This window comes from Pseudomonas sp. WP18 (genome assembly GCF_036689585.1).
GTDB lineage: Bacteria > Pseudomonadota > Gammaproteobacteria > Pseudomonadales > Pseudomonadaceae > Aquipseudomonas > Aquipseudomonas chlororaphis_E.
Genome location: NZ_CP144758.1, coordinates 3,842,420 through 3,857,732 on the forward strand (window position 1 = coordinate 3,842,420; position 15,313 = coordinate 3,857,732).

Here is a 15,313-nt window from a genome sequence, read left to right on the forward strand (position 1 = left end):
TCAAGCGATATATCGAACGGGCTTACAAACGGCTCAACTGTTCCAGCAGATCAACGGGAACATGAATCCCATCATTCTGTGCGTTGACCATTGAGTGTTGCCGGTCCCATCCCGGCCTGTGAACGCCCATTTGCGTCAAACGAGTCATTTGACTGGCAAGCCGCTGCTCGAATCCCTCTGAAAAAAACGTCGGCGCCAGAAGCAGTATCAACAGGCCACAACCCGGCGACTGGGCCCCCTGGTTGAACGCCGGCGCATCCAGCGACCAGTTGGCGCCCGTGAGCCCCGCTGCCAGTACTTCGACCATGAGCATCAGGTTGGCCCCGCGATGACCACCAAAAGGCAGTAGCGCACCACTCAGCGCCGCCAGAGCATCACGTGTTCCGTTGCCATACTGGTCCACCGCCCACCCCTCGGGAATACCGCTGCCTGTCGCGGCGGCATGGGCGATATTCACGAATGCCGCGGTACTGCACGCCTGGTCGAACAACAGCGGGATGCCGTCGGCCGAGGGTGCGGCAAATGAGATTGGATTGGTCGAGTAGGTCTTGCCCTTGGCGCCAGGAACGGCAACCAGGGCCGGCCCGTTCGCGACCGCCAAGGCGATCAGCCCGGCCTGGGCAAAGCGCAGCGTGTAGTCACCCAGTTCACCGCTGGTGAAACTATTGCACTGACTCAACGTGGCCATGCCATTGGCACACGCGGCATGACACAGCGAATCGAAACATCGATCGACGCCAAGCTGGGCAATGCCGCCTTGGGCATCAGATTTGAAGATCATCGCGCCGACGCGGGAGATGCGTGGCTCGACAAGTGGATTAATACGCCCGGAGGAAAAGCCCGGCAAATAATCGGCGAGATGCCGAAACCCCACGGCCTGGTTACCACGCGCTTGCGCCGCAACGGTGGCGTGGGCCAATGAGTTGGCAACCGCTGGAGAGCAGCCCTTCGATTCGCAGAGATGCTTCACCCAGCCAATCGCTTCATCAAGGGTAAAGCGACGATAGACTGTGGTTTTCAAGGGTATCGCCTGAAAGTCCGTTCGACGAATCCGGTGCCCTTCGCGAAAGGCACCGGATTGCAACACAACTATTGGATAGCAACAGCCCTTACTGGGACGGTGTTGCGGAGGCGGTCTGGCTGCCGAACATCGCCTCGAAGCGGGGCTTGTTGGCGGCGTAGTATTCTGCAACGACCTTGTCTGCCGAGCTGTCGCGGGCGGTCGCCATCAGTTTCTCGAGGTCGGCCTTGGGAATCTTGAAGTTGGCGAAGAAGCGCGCGACATCGGGATGTTCGGCGCTGAAGCCTTTGCGTGCAACCGCGTGAATTTGCTCGGCGCCACCGAAAATCTGCTTCGGATCGTCCAGGTAGCGCAGCGGCCACTTGGCGAACATCCAGTGTGGACTCCAGGCGTTGATCAATGCCCATTTGTCACGCTTGAGGTTGCGATCCAGTTCGCTCAACATGCCAGACTCCGAAGAAGCGACCATCTTGTAACCATCGAGTTTGTATTCCTTGATGGCCTTTTCCGTCAGTTTGTACTGACCATTGCCCACTTCCGACGTCAGGATCTTGCCGCCGAGTTTTTCCCGCACTTCAGGCTTGTTGAGATCCTCGACACTGGCAATCTCGCTGGTGGGAATGGACGTCGGCACGGCCATACCGATCCGACCTTCATACAGCACGCCAAGGTCTTCGAGCTTGTCCTGGTACTTGTCGTAGAACGCCTTGTGGGTGCTTGGCAGCCAAACCATCGGGATCAGGTCGATATTGCCGTTAGCCAGGGCCTGGAACTGAATGCCAATATCGGCGAGCACTAACTTGACCGGTTGTTTCAAGTGGTCGCGCAATGCGGTGTCTGCCAACTTTACAGCGATTTCCGTATCCGACCAATTCACCCATCCGATGCGGATGGGCGCGGGCTCCTCAGCGTGGGCCATCAGGCTGCCGGCAATCAACGCCAGGCCTGCAAACCAGCCGATACAAGTTTTACTGGATAACGTCATCATGGTGCATCTCCGCGTGCTGTATTAATAGTTATTGGCAGGACAGAAGAAGAATTAACGCGCCCCCATAAGAGCAGAGTGCCATTATGCTCCTCAAGGGATTTAAAGTTATGCTCGAATAAGTTTTAGTTATGCGAAAAGCCTTCATGTTTCGCGGTCGTTTTGCCCTCCTCCACCCTTTGGCGGAACTTGCCAATGTAAGCATTCACAGTGCTTTTTCGAGTGCCGGTAAAGCCTCGAACACATCCGCCACCAACATGTAGTCCGCCACTTGGGCAATCGGCGCTTCAGCGTCCTGGTTGATCGCGACGATGACCTTTGAACCACTCATGCCTGCCAGATGCTGAATGGCGCCACTAATACCCGCCGCGATGTAAAGCTCCGGCGCGACGATCTTGCCTGTCTGCCCGACCTGCAAATCGTTGGGGGCAAAACCCGAATCCACTGCGGCACGCGATGCACCTACGGCACCGCCAAGCTTGTCTGCCACTCGCTCGATCAAGGCGAAATTTTCTTTGCTCTGCATCCCGCGACCGCCGGACACGACGACACGGGCGCTCGACAGATCAGGCCTTTCGCTGGCCGTCAGTTGCTCGCTCACGAAGCGCACGTTGCTCGCGCTTTGCCCGCCCTCCACCGCCACCACTTCGCAGCGATGCTCCTGGGACAAGGCTTGGGCGAACGCCGAGGCGCGGACCGTGAGCAACTTGATCGGATCAAGGGACTGCACGGTAGCGATGGCATTGCCGGCGTAAATGGGCCGCTGGAAAGTGTCCGCCGAAACGATTTGGGTGACGTCGGACAGCATGCCGACATCCAGGCTCGCCGCGACCCGTGGCAGCACGTTGCGGCCCATACTGCTGGCGTCGGCGACGACATGCGTATACCCCTCAGCCACCAGTGAAGTGACCAGCGGCTGGATATTCTCAGCCAAGGCATTTTCGAACATTATCCCTTGCGCCAGGAGCACCCGATCCAGACCCTGGGTCAGCGCCGCCTGTTGCGCAACTGCCGAGGCGTCCGTCCCACCCATCACCAGTAGATCCATCTTGGCACCCAGGGCCATGGCGGCCGTCACGGCACTCCACGTACCTGCCGTCAGTTGACCGGCGCTGTGTTCGGCGATCACCAATGTACGCATCAAATCACCCCCGCAACGTTCTTCAATTTATCCACCAGCTCGGCCACCGAACCAACGGTTATCCCCGCTTTGCGCACCGCGGGCGGGACAACCCCTAATAATCGAGCGTGTTCCTTCACGCTCGCGCCCAAGGTGTCAGCGGCAATGATCTCAAGCGGTTTTTTCTTGGCTTTCATGATGTTGGGCAACGAGGCGTAGCGCGGTTGGTTCAGCCGCAAATCGCAGGTCACCACGGCTGGCATGGCGAGGGCGAGCACCTGGCTGCCGCCGTCGACCTCTCGCTCGATAACCCATTGCCCGTCGACGTGATTGACTGCTGAGGCGTAGGTGGCCTGACCGCTGCCAATCAGCTGCGCGACCATTTGCCCAACCTGGTTGTTTTCCTGGTCGATCGCCTGTTTGCCGAACAGGATCAATTGGGGCTTCTCCTGATCGGCCACTTTGCTCAGGTACTTGGCGACGTTGAGCGGTTCAAGCCTTGCATTCGTCTCCACCAGCAGCGCCCGGTCCGCCCCGAGTGCCAATGCCGTGCGCAGTTGTTCCTGGGCGGCCGACGTGCCCACGGAGACGACCACCACTTCGGATGCCAACCCCTTCTCCTTGAGGCGAATCGCCTCCTCCACCGCGATCTCGCAGAACGGATTCAAGGCCATCTTCACGCCACCGAGCTCGACGTCTGAACCGTCGGCTTTCACCCGGACTTTCACATTCGGGTCGATGGCGCGCTTTACCGCAACGAGCACTTTCATAGTTCTTCGCACTGCCCCCTTGCACTTTGGATCGATGCGGGAGGGTCGGGCGCAAGTGCCGCCCCCCCCCTGTTTCGACTGGATGGTAATCCTGGTTTTTCCGTCACGCAAGAAAAATGTACACCTATGTCTCAATCATTGACACAGATGAACATTCGACATACCGTTATGTCAAAACCAAGCCTGATGTTCTGTTCCCGGAGCGCAACACCATGTCCAGCGATCCTCTGCTGCAGCCCTACAAGATCAAACACCTAACCCTCAAGAACCGGATCATGACCACCTCTCATGAGCCGGCTTATCCTGTCGACGGCATGCCGAAGGATCTGTACCGCGCCTATCATGTCGAACGCGCCAAGGCTGGCGTGGCACTGACCATGACGGCGGGCTCCGCCGCCGTCTCTCGTGACAGCCCGCCGGTATTCAACAACGTGCTGGCGTACAAGGATGAAGTGGTCAAATGGATGAAGGACCTGACCGACGAATGCCACGAATACGGCACCGCAGTGATGATTCAGTTGACTCACCTGGGGCGGCGCACGCGCTGGGACAAGGCCGACTGGCTACCGGTCGTCTCACCGTCCCATCGCCGCGAAGCGTCCCACCGGGCCTTCCCGAAAAAGATGGAAGACTGGGACATCGACCGCATCATCAAGGATTACGTGGACGCCGCCGAACGCATGAAGGCCGCCGGGCTGGATGGTTTGGAACTGCAGGCCTACGGACACCTCATGGATCAGTTCTGGTCGCCACTGACCAACGACCTTGACGGCCCTTACGGCGGTTCGTTGGAGAACCGGTTGCGCTTTACCTTCGACGTCCTGCGCGGCATCCGCCAGCGCTGCGGCGAAGATTTCCTGCTGGGGGTTCGCTACACCGGCGATGAAGACCTGCCCGGCGGTTTCGGTGCCAAGGACGGCATCCAGATCTCGCACATGCTCAAGGACAGCGGCCTGGTCGACTTCCTCAACGTCGTTCGCGGCCACATCGACACCGATGCCGGCCTCACCGACGTGATTCCGATCCAGGGCATGCGCAACTCCCCGCACCTGGATTTTGCCGGCGAGATCCGCTCGGCCACCGGCTTCCCCACCTTCCATGCTGCGAAGATTCCCGACGTAGCCACGGCCCGCCACGCCATCGCGTCGGGCAAGGTGGACATGATCGGCATGACCCGGGCGCACATGACCGACCCGCACATCGTGCGTAAAATCATTGAAAAGCGCGAAGAAGAAATCCGCCCTTGTGTAGGCGCGAACTACTGTCTGGACCGTATCTACCAGGGTGGCGCGGCGTACTGCATCCACAACGCCGCCACCGGGCGCGAAACCACCATGCCCCACGAAATCCCCAAGGCGTCGGTCAAGCGCAAAGTGGTGGTGATCGGCACCGGCCCGGCGGGCCTGGAAGCGGCACGAGTGGCCGGCGAACGGGGCCACGACGTCACCGTGTTTGAAGTCGCCGATCAACCCGGCGGTCAGATTCGCCTGACGGCGCAGAGCGAGCGCCGCCGCGAGATGATCAGCATCATCGACTGGCGCATGGCGCAATGCGAACGCCTGGGCGTGAAATTCCACTTCAACACCTGGGCCGAGGCCGAGACGGTACTGGCGGAAAACCCGGACGTGGTGATCGTCGCCACCGGCGGCTTGCCGCATACCGAAGTGCTCAAGCAGGGCAATGAACTGGTGGTGTCGACCTGGGACATCATCTCCGGCGACGTCAAGCCCGGCCAGAACGTGCTGATCTTTGACGATGCGGGCGACCATGCAGCGCTACAAGCGGCCGAAGTCATCGCCAACAGCGGCGCGAAACTGGAAATCGTCACACCGGACCGCTCGTTCGCGCCCGAAGTGATGGCGATGAACCTGGTGCCCTACATGCGCAGCCTGCAAGACCTGAACGTCACCTTTACCGTCACCTATCGGGTCGACTCGGTGGAGAAACGCGACGGGCAATTGGTGGCGAACTTCGGCAGCGATTATGGCCAGGTGCATAAACAGCGAGTGGTCGATCAAGTGGTCATCAACCACGGTACCCTGCCTCTCGACGATCTGTACTTTGAGCTGCGTCCCCATTCGCGCAACAACGGCGCGGTTGAACAGCATGATCTGATCGCCGGGAAAACCCAGAACATCGTGACCAACCCCGAGGGCCGCTTCCAGTTGTTCCGGATCGGCGACGCGGTGTCGGCGCGCAATACCCACGCGGCCATCTACGATGCGTTGCGACTGGTCAAGGACATCTGAAGTCATGCCCCTGATCCTGGATCAGGGGCAACCCCCTATTCGAAACGAGGCTCTACCATGTCAGCACAGACCTTGAAATCAAGGGCTGCGGTCGCATTCGCGCCCAATGAACCGTTGCAGTTGATCACCATCGATGTCGCACCGCCCAAGGCTGGTGAGGTCCGGGTACGTATCGTTGCCACCGGCGTCTGCCACACCGATGCGTTTACCCTTTCAGGAAGCGATCCGGAAGGTATCTTCCCTAGCGTCCTGGGCCATGAAGGTGGCGGTATCGTCGAAGCCGTCGGCGAAGGCGTCACTTCGCTGCAGGTTGGCGACCATGTGATTCCGCTCTATACCGCCGAATGCGGCCAGTGCAAGTTCTGCCTTTCCGGCAAGACCAACCTCTGCCAGGCCGTCAGGGCGACCCAGGGAAAAGGCTTGATGCCCGACGGTACTTCGCGCTTTTCCTATGAAGGCAACCCCCTGTTCCACTACATGGGGTGCTCGACGTTCTCCGAATACACTGTGTTGCCGGAAATTTCCCTGGCGAAGATTCCCAAGGAGGCGCCGTTGGAGCAGGTCTGCCTGCTCGGTTGCGGGGTGACCACCGGAATCGGCGCCGTCCTCAACACTGCCAAGGTCGAAGCGGGCGCCAGCGTAGCGGTGTTTGGGCTGGGCGGTATCGGCCTGGCAGCCATCATCGGCGCAAAAATGGCCAACGCCGGGCGTATCCTGGCTATCGACATAAACCCTGCCAAGCGAGACGTCGCACTGTCGTTGGGCGCGACGGACTTTATCAATCCCAAGGAATACGACAAGCCGATCCAGGACGTCATTGTCGAGCTTACCGATGGCGGCGTGGACTACTCGTTCGAATGCGTTGGCAACGTGCAACTGATGCGTGCCGCACTGGAGTGCTGCCATAAGGGCTGGGGCGAGTCGATTATCATCGGCGTCGCCGGCGCAGGCCAGGAAATCAGCACCCGCCCCTTCCAGCTCGTCACCGGTCGTGTGTGGCGTGGCAGCGCGTTTGGTGGCGTGAAGGGCCGCACCGAGTTGCCCAGCTATGTGGAAAAGGCCAGCCGAGGAGAGATCCCACTGGACACCTTTATCACCCACACCATGCCACTGGAAGAAATCAACAAAGCATTCGAGTTGATGCATGACGGGAAAAGCATTCGTACCGTCATTCATTATTGATTCGGCCGATCCTCATTTCCCCCCACAAAAAGGAAGCAATGATGTCCGTTTTTACCCATGTAACCGTCGGCACCAATGACCTGGCAAAAGCCCGTGCGTTCTATGACGCAGCACTGAAAGAGATCGGCCTCAAACGCGTCGCCGACCTCAGCGAGAATGGCTCCATCTGGGGCGTCGACAAGCCTTCGTTTTTCGTACTCAAGCCGGCCAACGGCAATCCGGCGACTGTCGCTAATGGCGGCACCGTCAGCTTCGAGGCGCCGAACCGTGCTGCGGTCCACGCCTTCCACGCCGCGGCGCTGGCAAACGGCGGCGTCTGCGAAGGTCTGCCTGGCACGCGTGGCTGGGCTGAAAATGCCTATGCCGCTTACGCTCGGGATCTGGATGGGAACAAGCTGGCGGTCTACTGCTTCAAGGCAGAGTAAACAAGACGCTTACCGAAGCCCCCTTGACCGGGGGCTTCGGCTTATCAGGCATGAAGCCCTTTGCGGGCAACCGCAGCACCGGCCTCCAGTGCCCGACCGACGTGTTCTTCGAAGCGACTATCGATCATTGATTGCAAAGCCGCGGCCGTGACGCCTCGATAGGCGACCAAGGCCTCGATCATCTCCAGCGCATCGTGGTTTTCCAGAAGCTGGCTGCTATTGACCACGACGTTCTTCGCAGCCAATTGCGCAATATCGGAAGGAATGCCCGCAGCCCTCGCCTGATTCGCCAGCGCGGTCATCAGCAACGCAGGAAAAGCCGGACCGGTACCCGAGAGCGCCGAGAGGTAGTCGATGAAGCCTTCTTCCTGAACCTCAGCCGCAGTACCTACCGATTCGAACAGCCGCTGCACCCATTCCCTCGTCTCCGCGTCCACCTCCCCCCAGCAAAACCACGGCGTAAAGGATTGCCGGATTTCCACCGCCGCGTTGGGCATCGCCCGCACGACTGCCGAAGCTGAGGTTTGTGCAGCAATCGCCTGCGCCGGAATCCCGGCCATCAAGGACACGATGGTCTTGCCCGTTGCGTCGATGTCCAGACTGGCGAATTGCTCGGGGCGCACCGCGATGATCACCATGTCGCTACGTGTCACCAGCGCCTGATTGTCCGTGACCAGGCAAACGCCTTGTTGTGCCAGCGGATGGCTGCCGGAGCGATTGGAGATGATCAGATTGCCAGGCGGCAGCAGCGACTTCGCCATAAGCGCTTTCGCAATCGCTGCGCCCAACCAGCCCGTTCCGCCGATGATACCGAGCGATTCGCTGATCATTTTGCAGAGACCTCCTCGAAAGTCTCCGTCAAGGGAACGAAAACCCCTGGCTCTTTCTCGGCGTAGCCGAACTTCCCATAGAAGCGATCCAGCTCGCGCTGCTTGGGAACCTTGCCGGTGAAGATGCTGACGTAATGAGGAATACGCTGGAAACGCGTGGTGATCAGCTCACTGGTGTTCATGCTGATATAGCCGATCTGGGTCAGGTAAATCGTGCGGGCCCGGGTATCGGCACCCTGACTGTCATAGCCAAAACGCTTGAACATGTTTGCCAAAGCGCTCATCCGCTGTTCGTCCACGGTAGCGACCTCCTGAGCCACCTCAGCCGACTGCAGCGCCCAACTGCGCACGGCAAATTCGAATTGGGAGTCGAACAATTGCGGGTTGAGCCAGCACTCGAACACATTCAGGATCGCCTCGGAAATGCTTTCGGCATAGCTTTCACTTTGCCGGATCAAGCCCCCCGTGTTGGTCTCCCGCCAACGGGAAAGCAAGGCGGCCAACAACTGTTCGCGATCCTCGAAAAACCAATAGAAACTGGTGCGTGACAAGCCCAGGCGCTTGGCCAGCGGCATGACTCGAACAGCATCGATGCCCGATTCCTTCAGGGCCTCGTAGGCCGCTTCCAGCCAGCCCTCCGGCGAGCCCCGCCAGCCTGCGTCCTGGGCCTTGCCACGTGCCTTTCCTACCTGGGGCATTCTGCTCACCTTCTTGATAATGCGTAATGCGAATGTACTCGGATGACAGCTTAATGTACACCAAAGTACATTTAGTTGACTTTTACGACTCAGAGTAAGCGAGATCATTAATGATAAAAACTCATGAGACGCGGACATAAAATGGTTTGTCGGCAAAAGCCCCCTGGCTGACCATACCCCACAGGCAATGGACTCCAAACCAAAACAACAATGAGCCGCCATCATGAATCTTGCAGTGCATACCTCTGAAAGCCTCTCGACCTCCGGTCTAAGAATGCCGGGGCGACTGGCATTGCCACACGCTACTTCTGTTACTTATCCCCTGCCCAAACTTCGATAACTGCTGAAGCGACGCCTCCTGCAGTCGCTTTGTATTGCCTGCTAACCCGGCGCGCGAAGCTGTGCCCGGACGGTTGCTGGCGTGGGATTTCTTTCTATCAGTCGGATCAGTGATATGTGGATGACACAAGAAAAGCTTCCCTTGGGCGAACACATCGCTCGGTATGTCGAATGGTTGACTCAGCATGGCGCAGGTATTTTCGACGCCATCTCACTCTCGCTTTCGGGTGTCATTACGGCGTTTAGCAGCGTGCTCCTTTGGTTTAACCCCTTGGCGTTGATCGCTGTATTTGCCCTGTTGGCCCACTACATCCAGCGCAAGGTGAGCCTCACCCTCTTCGTCACCCTCGCCTTCCTACTGATATTCAACCTCGGTTACTGGCAAGAGACCCTGGAGACCCTTGCTCAAGTAACCTTCGCCACACTCGTCTGCGTGGTCATCGGTGTACCACTGGGCATCGTCGCGGCACATCGGCCCTGGTTCTATGCGGCCTTGCGGCCGGTCCTCGACCTGATGCAGACCGTACCGACCTTCGTCTACCTCATTCCTACCCTGACCCTCTTCGGCCTGGGTGTGGTCCCGGGTCTGATCTCCACGGTGGTATTTGCAATCGCCGCACCTATTCGCCTGACCTACCTGGGCATCAGTGATGTTCCCGAAGAACTGATGGATGCTGGCAAGGCCTTTGGCTGTTCGCGCCGCCAATTGTTGGCTCGCATCGAGCTGCCCCACGCCATGCCCAGCATCGCCGCCGGCATCACCCAATGCATCATGCTGTCACTTTCCATGGTCGTGATCGCCGCCCTCGTGGGGGCCGACGGGCTGGGCAAACCCGTGGTCAATGCGTTGAACACCGCCGATATCTCGATGGGTTTCGAAGCGGGCCTGGCGATCGTGCTGCTGGCGATCACGCTCGACCGCATCTGCAAGCAACGTGAGCCCCTGAAAAGAGGTGAGGTATGAGCATCATCCGTTTTGAAGACGTCGACGTGATCTTTTGCGCTCGTCCGAAGCCTGCCCTGGAATTGCTTGACCAAGGCTTTTCACGTCCGGAGATTCTTCAGAAGACCGGTCTGATCGTCGGCGTGGAAAAGGCTAACCTGGAAATCAACAAAGGCGAGATCTGTGTACTGATGGGCCTGTCCGGTTCGGGCAAATCCAGCCTGCTGCGCTGCATCAACGGCTTGAACACCGTCAGTCGCGGCAAGTTGTTCGTCGAACACGAAGGCCGCCAGATCGACATCGCCTCCTGCTCCCCCGCCGAGCTGAAGATGATGCGCACCCAGCGCATCGCTATGGTCTTCCAGAAATTCGCCCTGATGCCTTGGCTGACGGTGCGCGAGAACATCAGCTTCGGCCTGGAAATGCAGGGCCGGCCGGAAAAGGAACGGCGCAAGCTGGTGGATGAGAAGCTTGAGCTGGTGGGCCTGACCCAGTGGCGCAACAAGAAGCCCAACGAACTGTCCGGCGGCATGCAGCAGCGGGTCGGCCTGGCCCGTGCCCTGGCAATGGACGCCGACATCCTGTTGATGGACGAACCATTCTCGGCTCTCGACCCGCTGATCCGCCAAGGCTTGCAGGACGAACTGCTCGATCTGCAACGCAAGCTGCACAAGACCATCGTGTTCGTCAGCCATGACCTGGACGAAGCCCTGAAGCTGGGCACACGCATCGCCATCATGAAAGACGGCAAGATCATCCAGTACAGCAAGCCCGAAGAAATCGTCCTGAATCCGGCCGACGACTATGTGCGCAACTTCGTCGCCCACACCAACCCGTTGAACGTGCTGTGCGCGAAAAGCTTGATGACACCGCTGGACCAATGCGTTTTCGCCCGCGACGAATACTGCCTGGATACAGCTCAGAACATGTGGATGCTGCTGAGCGCGCAGCGTCATTTGACCAGCCTTCGAAAAGGCGCCACTACCGCGCACGTCCAACCCTGGAATCTGTCCAAGGCAATCGAGACCTTGGCTCGACAACCGACGTGCGTCCCCTGCACTACCACCATGCGCGACGCACTGCAGATTCGCTATGAAACCGGCCATCCCCTGATTGTGCAGGACCAAGCTGGCACCGTATTGGGCATATTGGGTGACGGTGAGCTGTATCGGGCACTGCTGGGGCACAACATGTCCCAACCTGTTCCTACTGAACCCGCACGAGAGTCTTCGGTGGCTTGAGTCACCAGGCAAGACGTTGGAACACACCTATGCAACCCAGCGATATCGATAAAAAGGTCAAGGGCTACCGACGGTTGATACCGTCGATGACGGCGTTGCTGGAGTTCGAAGCCGTGGCGCGGTTGACCAGCTTCACCCTGGCCGCCCAAGAACTGGGCGTGACCCAGGCAGCCGTCAGCAAACAGATCCGCTTGTTGGAAGATACCCTGGAGACCAAGCTGTTTCATCGCCTTCATCGGTCGATCAAGCTGACTCACGAAGGCTATGCCCTGCATCTGGTCGTCGCGGAGTCCATTCATCGCATGGCCAGCGTCTTCGACAAAATTGCCGAGGGCATTGGTGAACAGGAAATCACCATCGCCTGCACCGAGGCGTTTTCTCACTTGAGAATACTCCCTAGATTGACCGCGCTGCGCACCCTGCAACCGAAGTTGAAGTTGCGCTTGATGACACACCAGGTCTCGCCCAGTACATACCGGGATGACGTTGACCTGGCCATCCGTTTTGGTGATGGAAAATGGGAGGGTGGGAGTTCGGTTTTCCTGTTCGACGAAGAAGTGTTTCCCGTTTGTTCGCCGGCCTGGCTCGCCGCCAACCCGCCCCCTTCATCCATTACCGATTTTCTGGACACGGCGCTGATTGACTCCGATTCCACCCTGGAAGGCTGGATGACCTGGAACCGTTGGTGCCGGGAACTCGGCGATCTGCGCCCCAAGCTCAATTATTCATTTCGCTGCAGTTCCTATAACGATGCGGTCCAGGCCGCCATTCAAGGCCATGGAATTGCATTGGGATGGAGTCGGCTGATCGCACACCGACTCAATAGCGGTGAGCTGATCAGAATTACGCCCTATAGGGTCAAGCCCAAGGACGCCTATTACCTGGTTATTCCGAGCGGCCGGAAAGTTGAGCCTATTACCCAGGCACTGGTCGATTGGCTGCGCGACGATAGTTATTTAACTAACTGATTAGAAAGAAATTTTACGCATAACGAGAAGTTATGCGAGCGTGAAAATAAAGCGCGTTGACGGTCTTATTCCACTTTTCCAAACTGTACTTGCCGCCTGATCAACTTTGAGTTTGAGCGAGACCCATAATGACTATTAATGCCGTGAAAACCCATCGTGAACTTCTGACCGACCGCACTCCCGGCCATGGCATGCCGGGTAGCTTGTTTGGTCGCCAGGATATTTTTGAAACCGACGTCGACATCTTTTTTACCAAACATTGGATTCTGGTGGGAGTCACCAGCGACATTCCCGAACCCGGTGATGTCTCCACCCTCGACATCGGCAAATCTTCCATCCTTCTGGTGCGCGACGATGACGAGCATGTGCAGGCATTCCGCAATGTCTGCCGTCACCGCGGGGCTCGCTTGAAACAGGCCGGCAAGTCGACCGTGGGCATGCTGGTCTGCCCCTATCACCAGTGGAGCTACGACCTGGATGGCAGCCTGAAACATGCGGCACACATGGGCAAGGACTTCGACCCTAAATGCAAAAGCCTGATCCCTGTGCACACCCGGGTCATCGGCACTCATATCTTCGTCTGCCTGGGCGACGAACCACCGGAAGACATCACGTACCTTGAACAGGTCATGACGCCGCGTTTCGCCCAATACGACATTTCCCATTCCAAGATCGCCTACGAATCGGAAATCATCGAGAACGGCAATTGGAAACTGGTCATCGAGAATAACCGCGAGTGTTATCACTGCGCTGCCACTCACCCGGAATTGACCGCGTCTTTCCTGCCCGAAGATTTTGGATTTTGCACCGACGGCCTGGGGGAGGATTCTCTTCAGGCGTTGGCGGAGTATCACCAACGCAATGCCGACACCAAGGCCAACTGGGAGAGCGAAGGCTATATCTGCGATGCCGTCGAACACCTGGGCGAAGACGCCGTGACCCAATTTCGCTCGCAGCGACTGGCCATTGCCGGCAACGGTGAATCGCAAACCCTGGACACCCGCGTGGCATGCACCCGCCTCTTCGGTGACCTCACCCGTCGCGACTTGGGCGACATGCATCTTTGGACACACAACTCGTGGACCCATGTCATGAGCGACCACGCCGTTGTCTCCTACATCATCCCACTGGCACCCGATAAAACCCTGGTCCGGACCAAATGGCTGGTCCATGCCGATGCCGTCGAAGGCGTCGATTATCAAGTGGATAAGGTGACTGAGGTCTGGGTCGCAACCAACCTGCAAGACGCCAATCTCGTTGGTATTACCCACAGCGGCACCCAGGACCCTTCCTACACGCCTGGACCGTTCTCGGCCTTTACCGAAACCTATGTCGACCAGTTCTCTCGCTGGTACGCGGCGCGTCTGGCCGCCCATGGCGTGTGAGGAATGAACATGACGACTTATGAGAACTTGACGCGCCCTGAAAACGCCCGCGCGGCCCAGAACTTTACCGACCCGACCACCTGGGGCACGTTTGGCGCGCAGTGGCACAGCGGGGAACAGAAAACCCTGCAGTGCTGCGCTGTGCGCCAGGAAACCCATGACGTCAAGACTTTCATTTTTCGTTGTGCGGACTTCAGCGCCCTGAGCTTCGAGCCTGGTCAATTCATCACGATCTCGCCGGTCATTGGTGGGCAGACCATCGCTCGCTGCTACACTCTGTCGTCCTCTCCGACCCGGCCCTTTGCGTTTTCCATTACCGTCAAGCGCGTGCCGGGGGGCGTGGTGTCGAACTGGCTACATGACAACCTCAAGCCAGGCGATAGCCTGAAAGCGTCCGGCCCCGCCGGCAGCTTTACGCCGATCGGCCATCCGGCAGGTAAACTGTTGTATCTGTCGGCCGGCTCTGGTGTGACCCCCTTGATGTCGATGACTCGGGCAGCCTATGACATGGCCGCCAACCTCGACATTGTTTTTGTGCATAGCGCCCGTACGCCGGTCGACATCATCTTCCACGCGGAGCTGACGCGCATGCAGGCCGCCATGCCGGGACTTCGGGTGATCAGCATTTGCGAGGGACTTGGCGAAACAGCGCAATGGCAGCAACCCATAGGCCGACTCGATTTGCCTTCGTTAAGCCAGCTGGTACCAGACTACAAGGAACGAGAGATCTTCACTTGCGGCCCCCTGGGCTATATGGAAGCGGTCAAATCGCTGCTCAGGGAAGCGGCATTCGACTTCGCCCACTACCATCAGGAAAGCTTCGATATCACCGCCCTGAATGAAGAGCCGTTGATCGAGCAGGCCGCTTCGCTCGACCAGCAAGCCGTGTTCACGGTGACGCTGGCGCGTTCAGGCAAGACCTTCAGCATGTCGGGTAATCAGACGGTGCTGTCTGCCGCAAAGAAAGCCGGTGCCATTGTGCCCTCCTCCTGCAGCCAGGGCGTCTGCGGTACCTGCAAGACCGCCTTGATGCAGGGCACGGTCGAGATGAATCACAACGGCGGCATCAGGCAGCGGGAAATCGACAAAGGCATGCGTTTGTTGTGCTGCAGCAAGCCCACTTCTGACCTGGTCCTCGATCTCTAGACGTGCCGCAC

General features: G+C 58.6%; 14 protein-coding genes. 8 read left to right on the forward strand and 6 right to left on the reverse strand.

All coding sequences use genetic code 11. The features are described from left to right. Window positions 1-22: 22 nt before the first annotated feature. The 4 genes from V5F23_RS16885 to V5F23_RS16900 all read right to left on the reverse strand — a co-directional run bounded on the left by V5F23_RS16885 (window position 23) and on the right by V5F23_RS16900 (window position 3,896). Complete coding sequence (locus V5F23_RS16885; RefSeq protein ID WP_338495714.1) at window positions 23-1,021, reverse strand: Ldh family oxidoreductase; 999 nt, start codon at window positions 1,019-1,021, stop codon at window positions 23-25. 88 nt (window positions 1,022-1,109) lie between these two features. Then, a complete protein-coding gene (locus V5F23_RS16890; RefSeq protein WP_338495716.1) occupies window positions 1,110-2,009 on the reverse strand; it encodes a glycine betaine ABC transporter substrate-binding protein in 900 nt (299 codons plus the stop codon). A gap of 202 nt (window positions 2,010-2,211) precedes the next feature. Beyond that, entirely contained in the window at window positions 2,212-3,147 is a 936-nt protein-coding gene (locus V5F23_RS16895; RefSeq protein ID WP_338495717.1) for an FAD-binding protein, read from the reverse strand. Then, entirely contained in the window at window positions 3,147-3,896 is a 750-nt protein-coding gene (locus V5F23_RS16900; RefSeq protein WP_338495719.1) for an electron transfer flavoprotein subunit beta/FixA family protein, read from the reverse strand. The genes V5F23_RS16895 and V5F23_RS16900 overlap by 1 nt, the downstream gene beginning before the upstream one ends. 212 nt (window positions 3,897-4,108) lie before the next feature. On the opposite strand from V5F23_RS16900, the gene V5F23_RS16905 reads away from it, so the two are divergent. From V5F23_RS16905 to V5F23_RS16915, 3 genes are read left to right on the forward strand one after another with little or no spacing between them, the layout of a single operon-like run. Next, window positions 4,109-6,145, forward strand: coding sequence for an NADH:flavin oxidoreductase (locus V5F23_RS16905; RefSeq protein ID WP_338495721.1), 2,037 nt, complete (start codon window positions 4,109-4,111; stop codon window positions 6,143-6,145). A gap of 57 nt (window positions 6,146-6,202) precedes the next feature. Beyond that, a complete protein-coding gene (locus tag V5F23_RS16910; protein ID WP_338495722.1) occupies window positions 6,203-7,327 on the forward strand; it encodes an S-(hydroxymethyl)glutathione dehydrogenase/class III alcohol dehydrogenase in 1,125 nt (374 codons plus the stop codon). Window positions 7,328-7,368: 41 nt separating this feature from the next. Continuing rightward, complete coding sequence (locus V5F23_RS16915) at window positions 7,369-7,752, forward strand: VOC family protein (protein ID WP_338495723.1); 384 nt, start codon at window positions 7,369-7,371, stop codon at window positions 7,750-7,752. 44 nt (window positions 7,753-7,796) lie between these two features. Here V5F23_RS16915 and V5F23_RS16920 read toward each other — a convergent pair whose 3' ends face one another. Continuing rightward, window positions 7,797-8,582, reverse strand: coding sequence for a pyrroline-5-carboxylate reductase dimerization domain-containing protein (locus V5F23_RS16920; protein ID WP_338495725.1), 786 nt, complete (start codon window positions 8,580-8,582; stop codon window positions 7,797-7,799). After that, entirely contained in the window at window positions 8,579-9,280 is a 702-nt protein-coding gene (locus V5F23_RS16925; RefSeq protein ID WP_338495727.1) for a TetR/AcrR family transcriptional regulator, read from the reverse strand. Before V5F23_RS16925 ends, V5F23_RS16920 begins: the two co-directional genes overlap by 4 nt. 454 nt (window positions 9,281-9,734) lie before the next feature. On the opposite strand from V5F23_RS16925, the gene choW reads away from it, so the two are divergent. The 5 genes from choW to V5F23_RS16950 all read left to right on the forward strand — a co-directional run bounded on the left by choW (window position 9,735) and on the right by V5F23_RS16950 (window position 15,302). Beyond that, window positions 9,735-10,583 carry a choline ABC transporter permease subunit gene (gene choW / locus V5F23_RS16930; RefSeq protein ID WP_338498949.1) on the forward strand — a complete coding sequence of 283 codons (849 nt, stop codon included), beginning with the start codon at window positions 9,735-9,737 and terminating at the stop codon, window positions 10,581-10,583. Next, entirely contained in the window at window positions 10,580-11,803 is a 1,224-nt protein-coding gene (gene choV, locus V5F23_RS16935; RefSeq protein WP_338495728.1) for a choline ABC transporter ATP-binding protein, read from the forward strand. Before choW ends, choV begins: the two co-directional genes overlap by 4 nt. A gap of 29 nt (window positions 11,804-11,832) precedes the next feature. Then, a complete protein-coding gene (locus V5F23_RS16940) occupies window positions 11,833-12,771 on the forward strand; it encodes a LysR substrate-binding domain-containing protein (RefSeq protein ID WP_338495729.1) in 939 nt (312 codons plus the stop codon). A gap of 128 nt (window positions 12,772-12,899) precedes the next feature. Continuing rightward, window positions 12,900-14,156: an aromatic ring-hydroxylating dioxygenase subunit alpha gene (locus V5F23_RS16945; protein ID WP_338495730.1), complete on the forward strand. Its 1,257-nt coding sequence runs from the start codon at window positions 12,900-12,902 to the stop codon at window positions 14,154-14,156. Window positions 14,157-14,165: 9 nt separating this feature from the next. After that, window positions 14,166-15,302 (forward strand): hybrid-cluster NAD(P)-dependent oxidoreductase, encoded by a 1,137-nt coding sequence (locus V5F23_RS16950; protein WP_338495731.1) that lies wholly within the window; start codon window positions 14,166-14,168, stop codon window positions 15,300-15,302. Window positions 15,303-15,313: the final 11 nt, after the last annotated feature.

Coding starts and splice junctions, on each gene's coding strand:
- V5F23_RS16890 (WP_338495716.1), bottom strand. CDS start 2,009: ATGATGACGTTATCCAGTAAAACTTGTATCGGCTGGTTTGCAGGCCTG.
- V5F23_RS16895 (WP_338495717.1), bottom strand. CDS start 3,147: ATGCGTACATTGGTGATCGCCGAACACAGCGCCGGTCAACTGACGGCA.
- V5F23_RS16900 (WP_338495719.1), bottom strand. CDS start 3,896: ATGAAAGTGCTCGTTGCGGTAAAGCGCGCCATCGACCCGAATGTGAAA.
- V5F23_RS16905 (WP_338495721.1), top strand. CDS start 4,109: ATGTCCAGCGATCCTCTGCTGCAGCCCTACAAGATCAAACACCTAACC.
- V5F23_RS16910 (WP_338495722.1), top strand. CDS start 6,203: ATGTCAGCACAGACCTTGAAATCAAGGGCTGCGGTCGCATTCGCGCCC.
- V5F23_RS16915 (WP_338495723.1), top strand. CDS start 7,369: ATGTCCGTTTTTACCCATGTAACCGTCGGCACCAATGACCTGGCAAAA.
- V5F23_RS16920 (WP_338495725.1), bottom strand. CDS start 8,582: ATGATCAGCGAATCGCTCGGTATCATCGGCGGAACGGGCTGGTTGGGC.
- V5F23_RS16925 (WP_338495727.1), bottom strand. CDS start 9,280: ATGCCCCAGGTAGGAAAGGCACGTGGCAAGGCCCAGGACGCAGGCTGG.
- choW (WP_338498949.1), top strand. CDS start 9,735: ATGTGGATGACACAAGAAAAGCTTCCCTTGGGCGAACACATCGCTCGG.
- choV (WP_338495728.1), top strand. CDS start 10,580: ATGAGCATCATCCGTTTTGAAGACGTCGACGTGATCTTTTGCGCTCGT.
- V5F23_RS16940 (WP_338495729.1), top strand. CDS start 11,833: ATGCAACCCAGCGATATCGATAAAAAGGTCAAGGGCTACCGACGGTTG.
- V5F23_RS16945 (WP_338495730.1), top strand. CDS start 12,900: ATGACTATTAATGCCGTGAAAACCCATCGTGAACTTCTGACCGACCGC.
- V5F23_RS16950 (WP_338495731.1), top strand. CDS start 14,166: ATGACGACTTATGAGAACTTGACGCGCCCTGAAAACGCCCGCGCGGCC.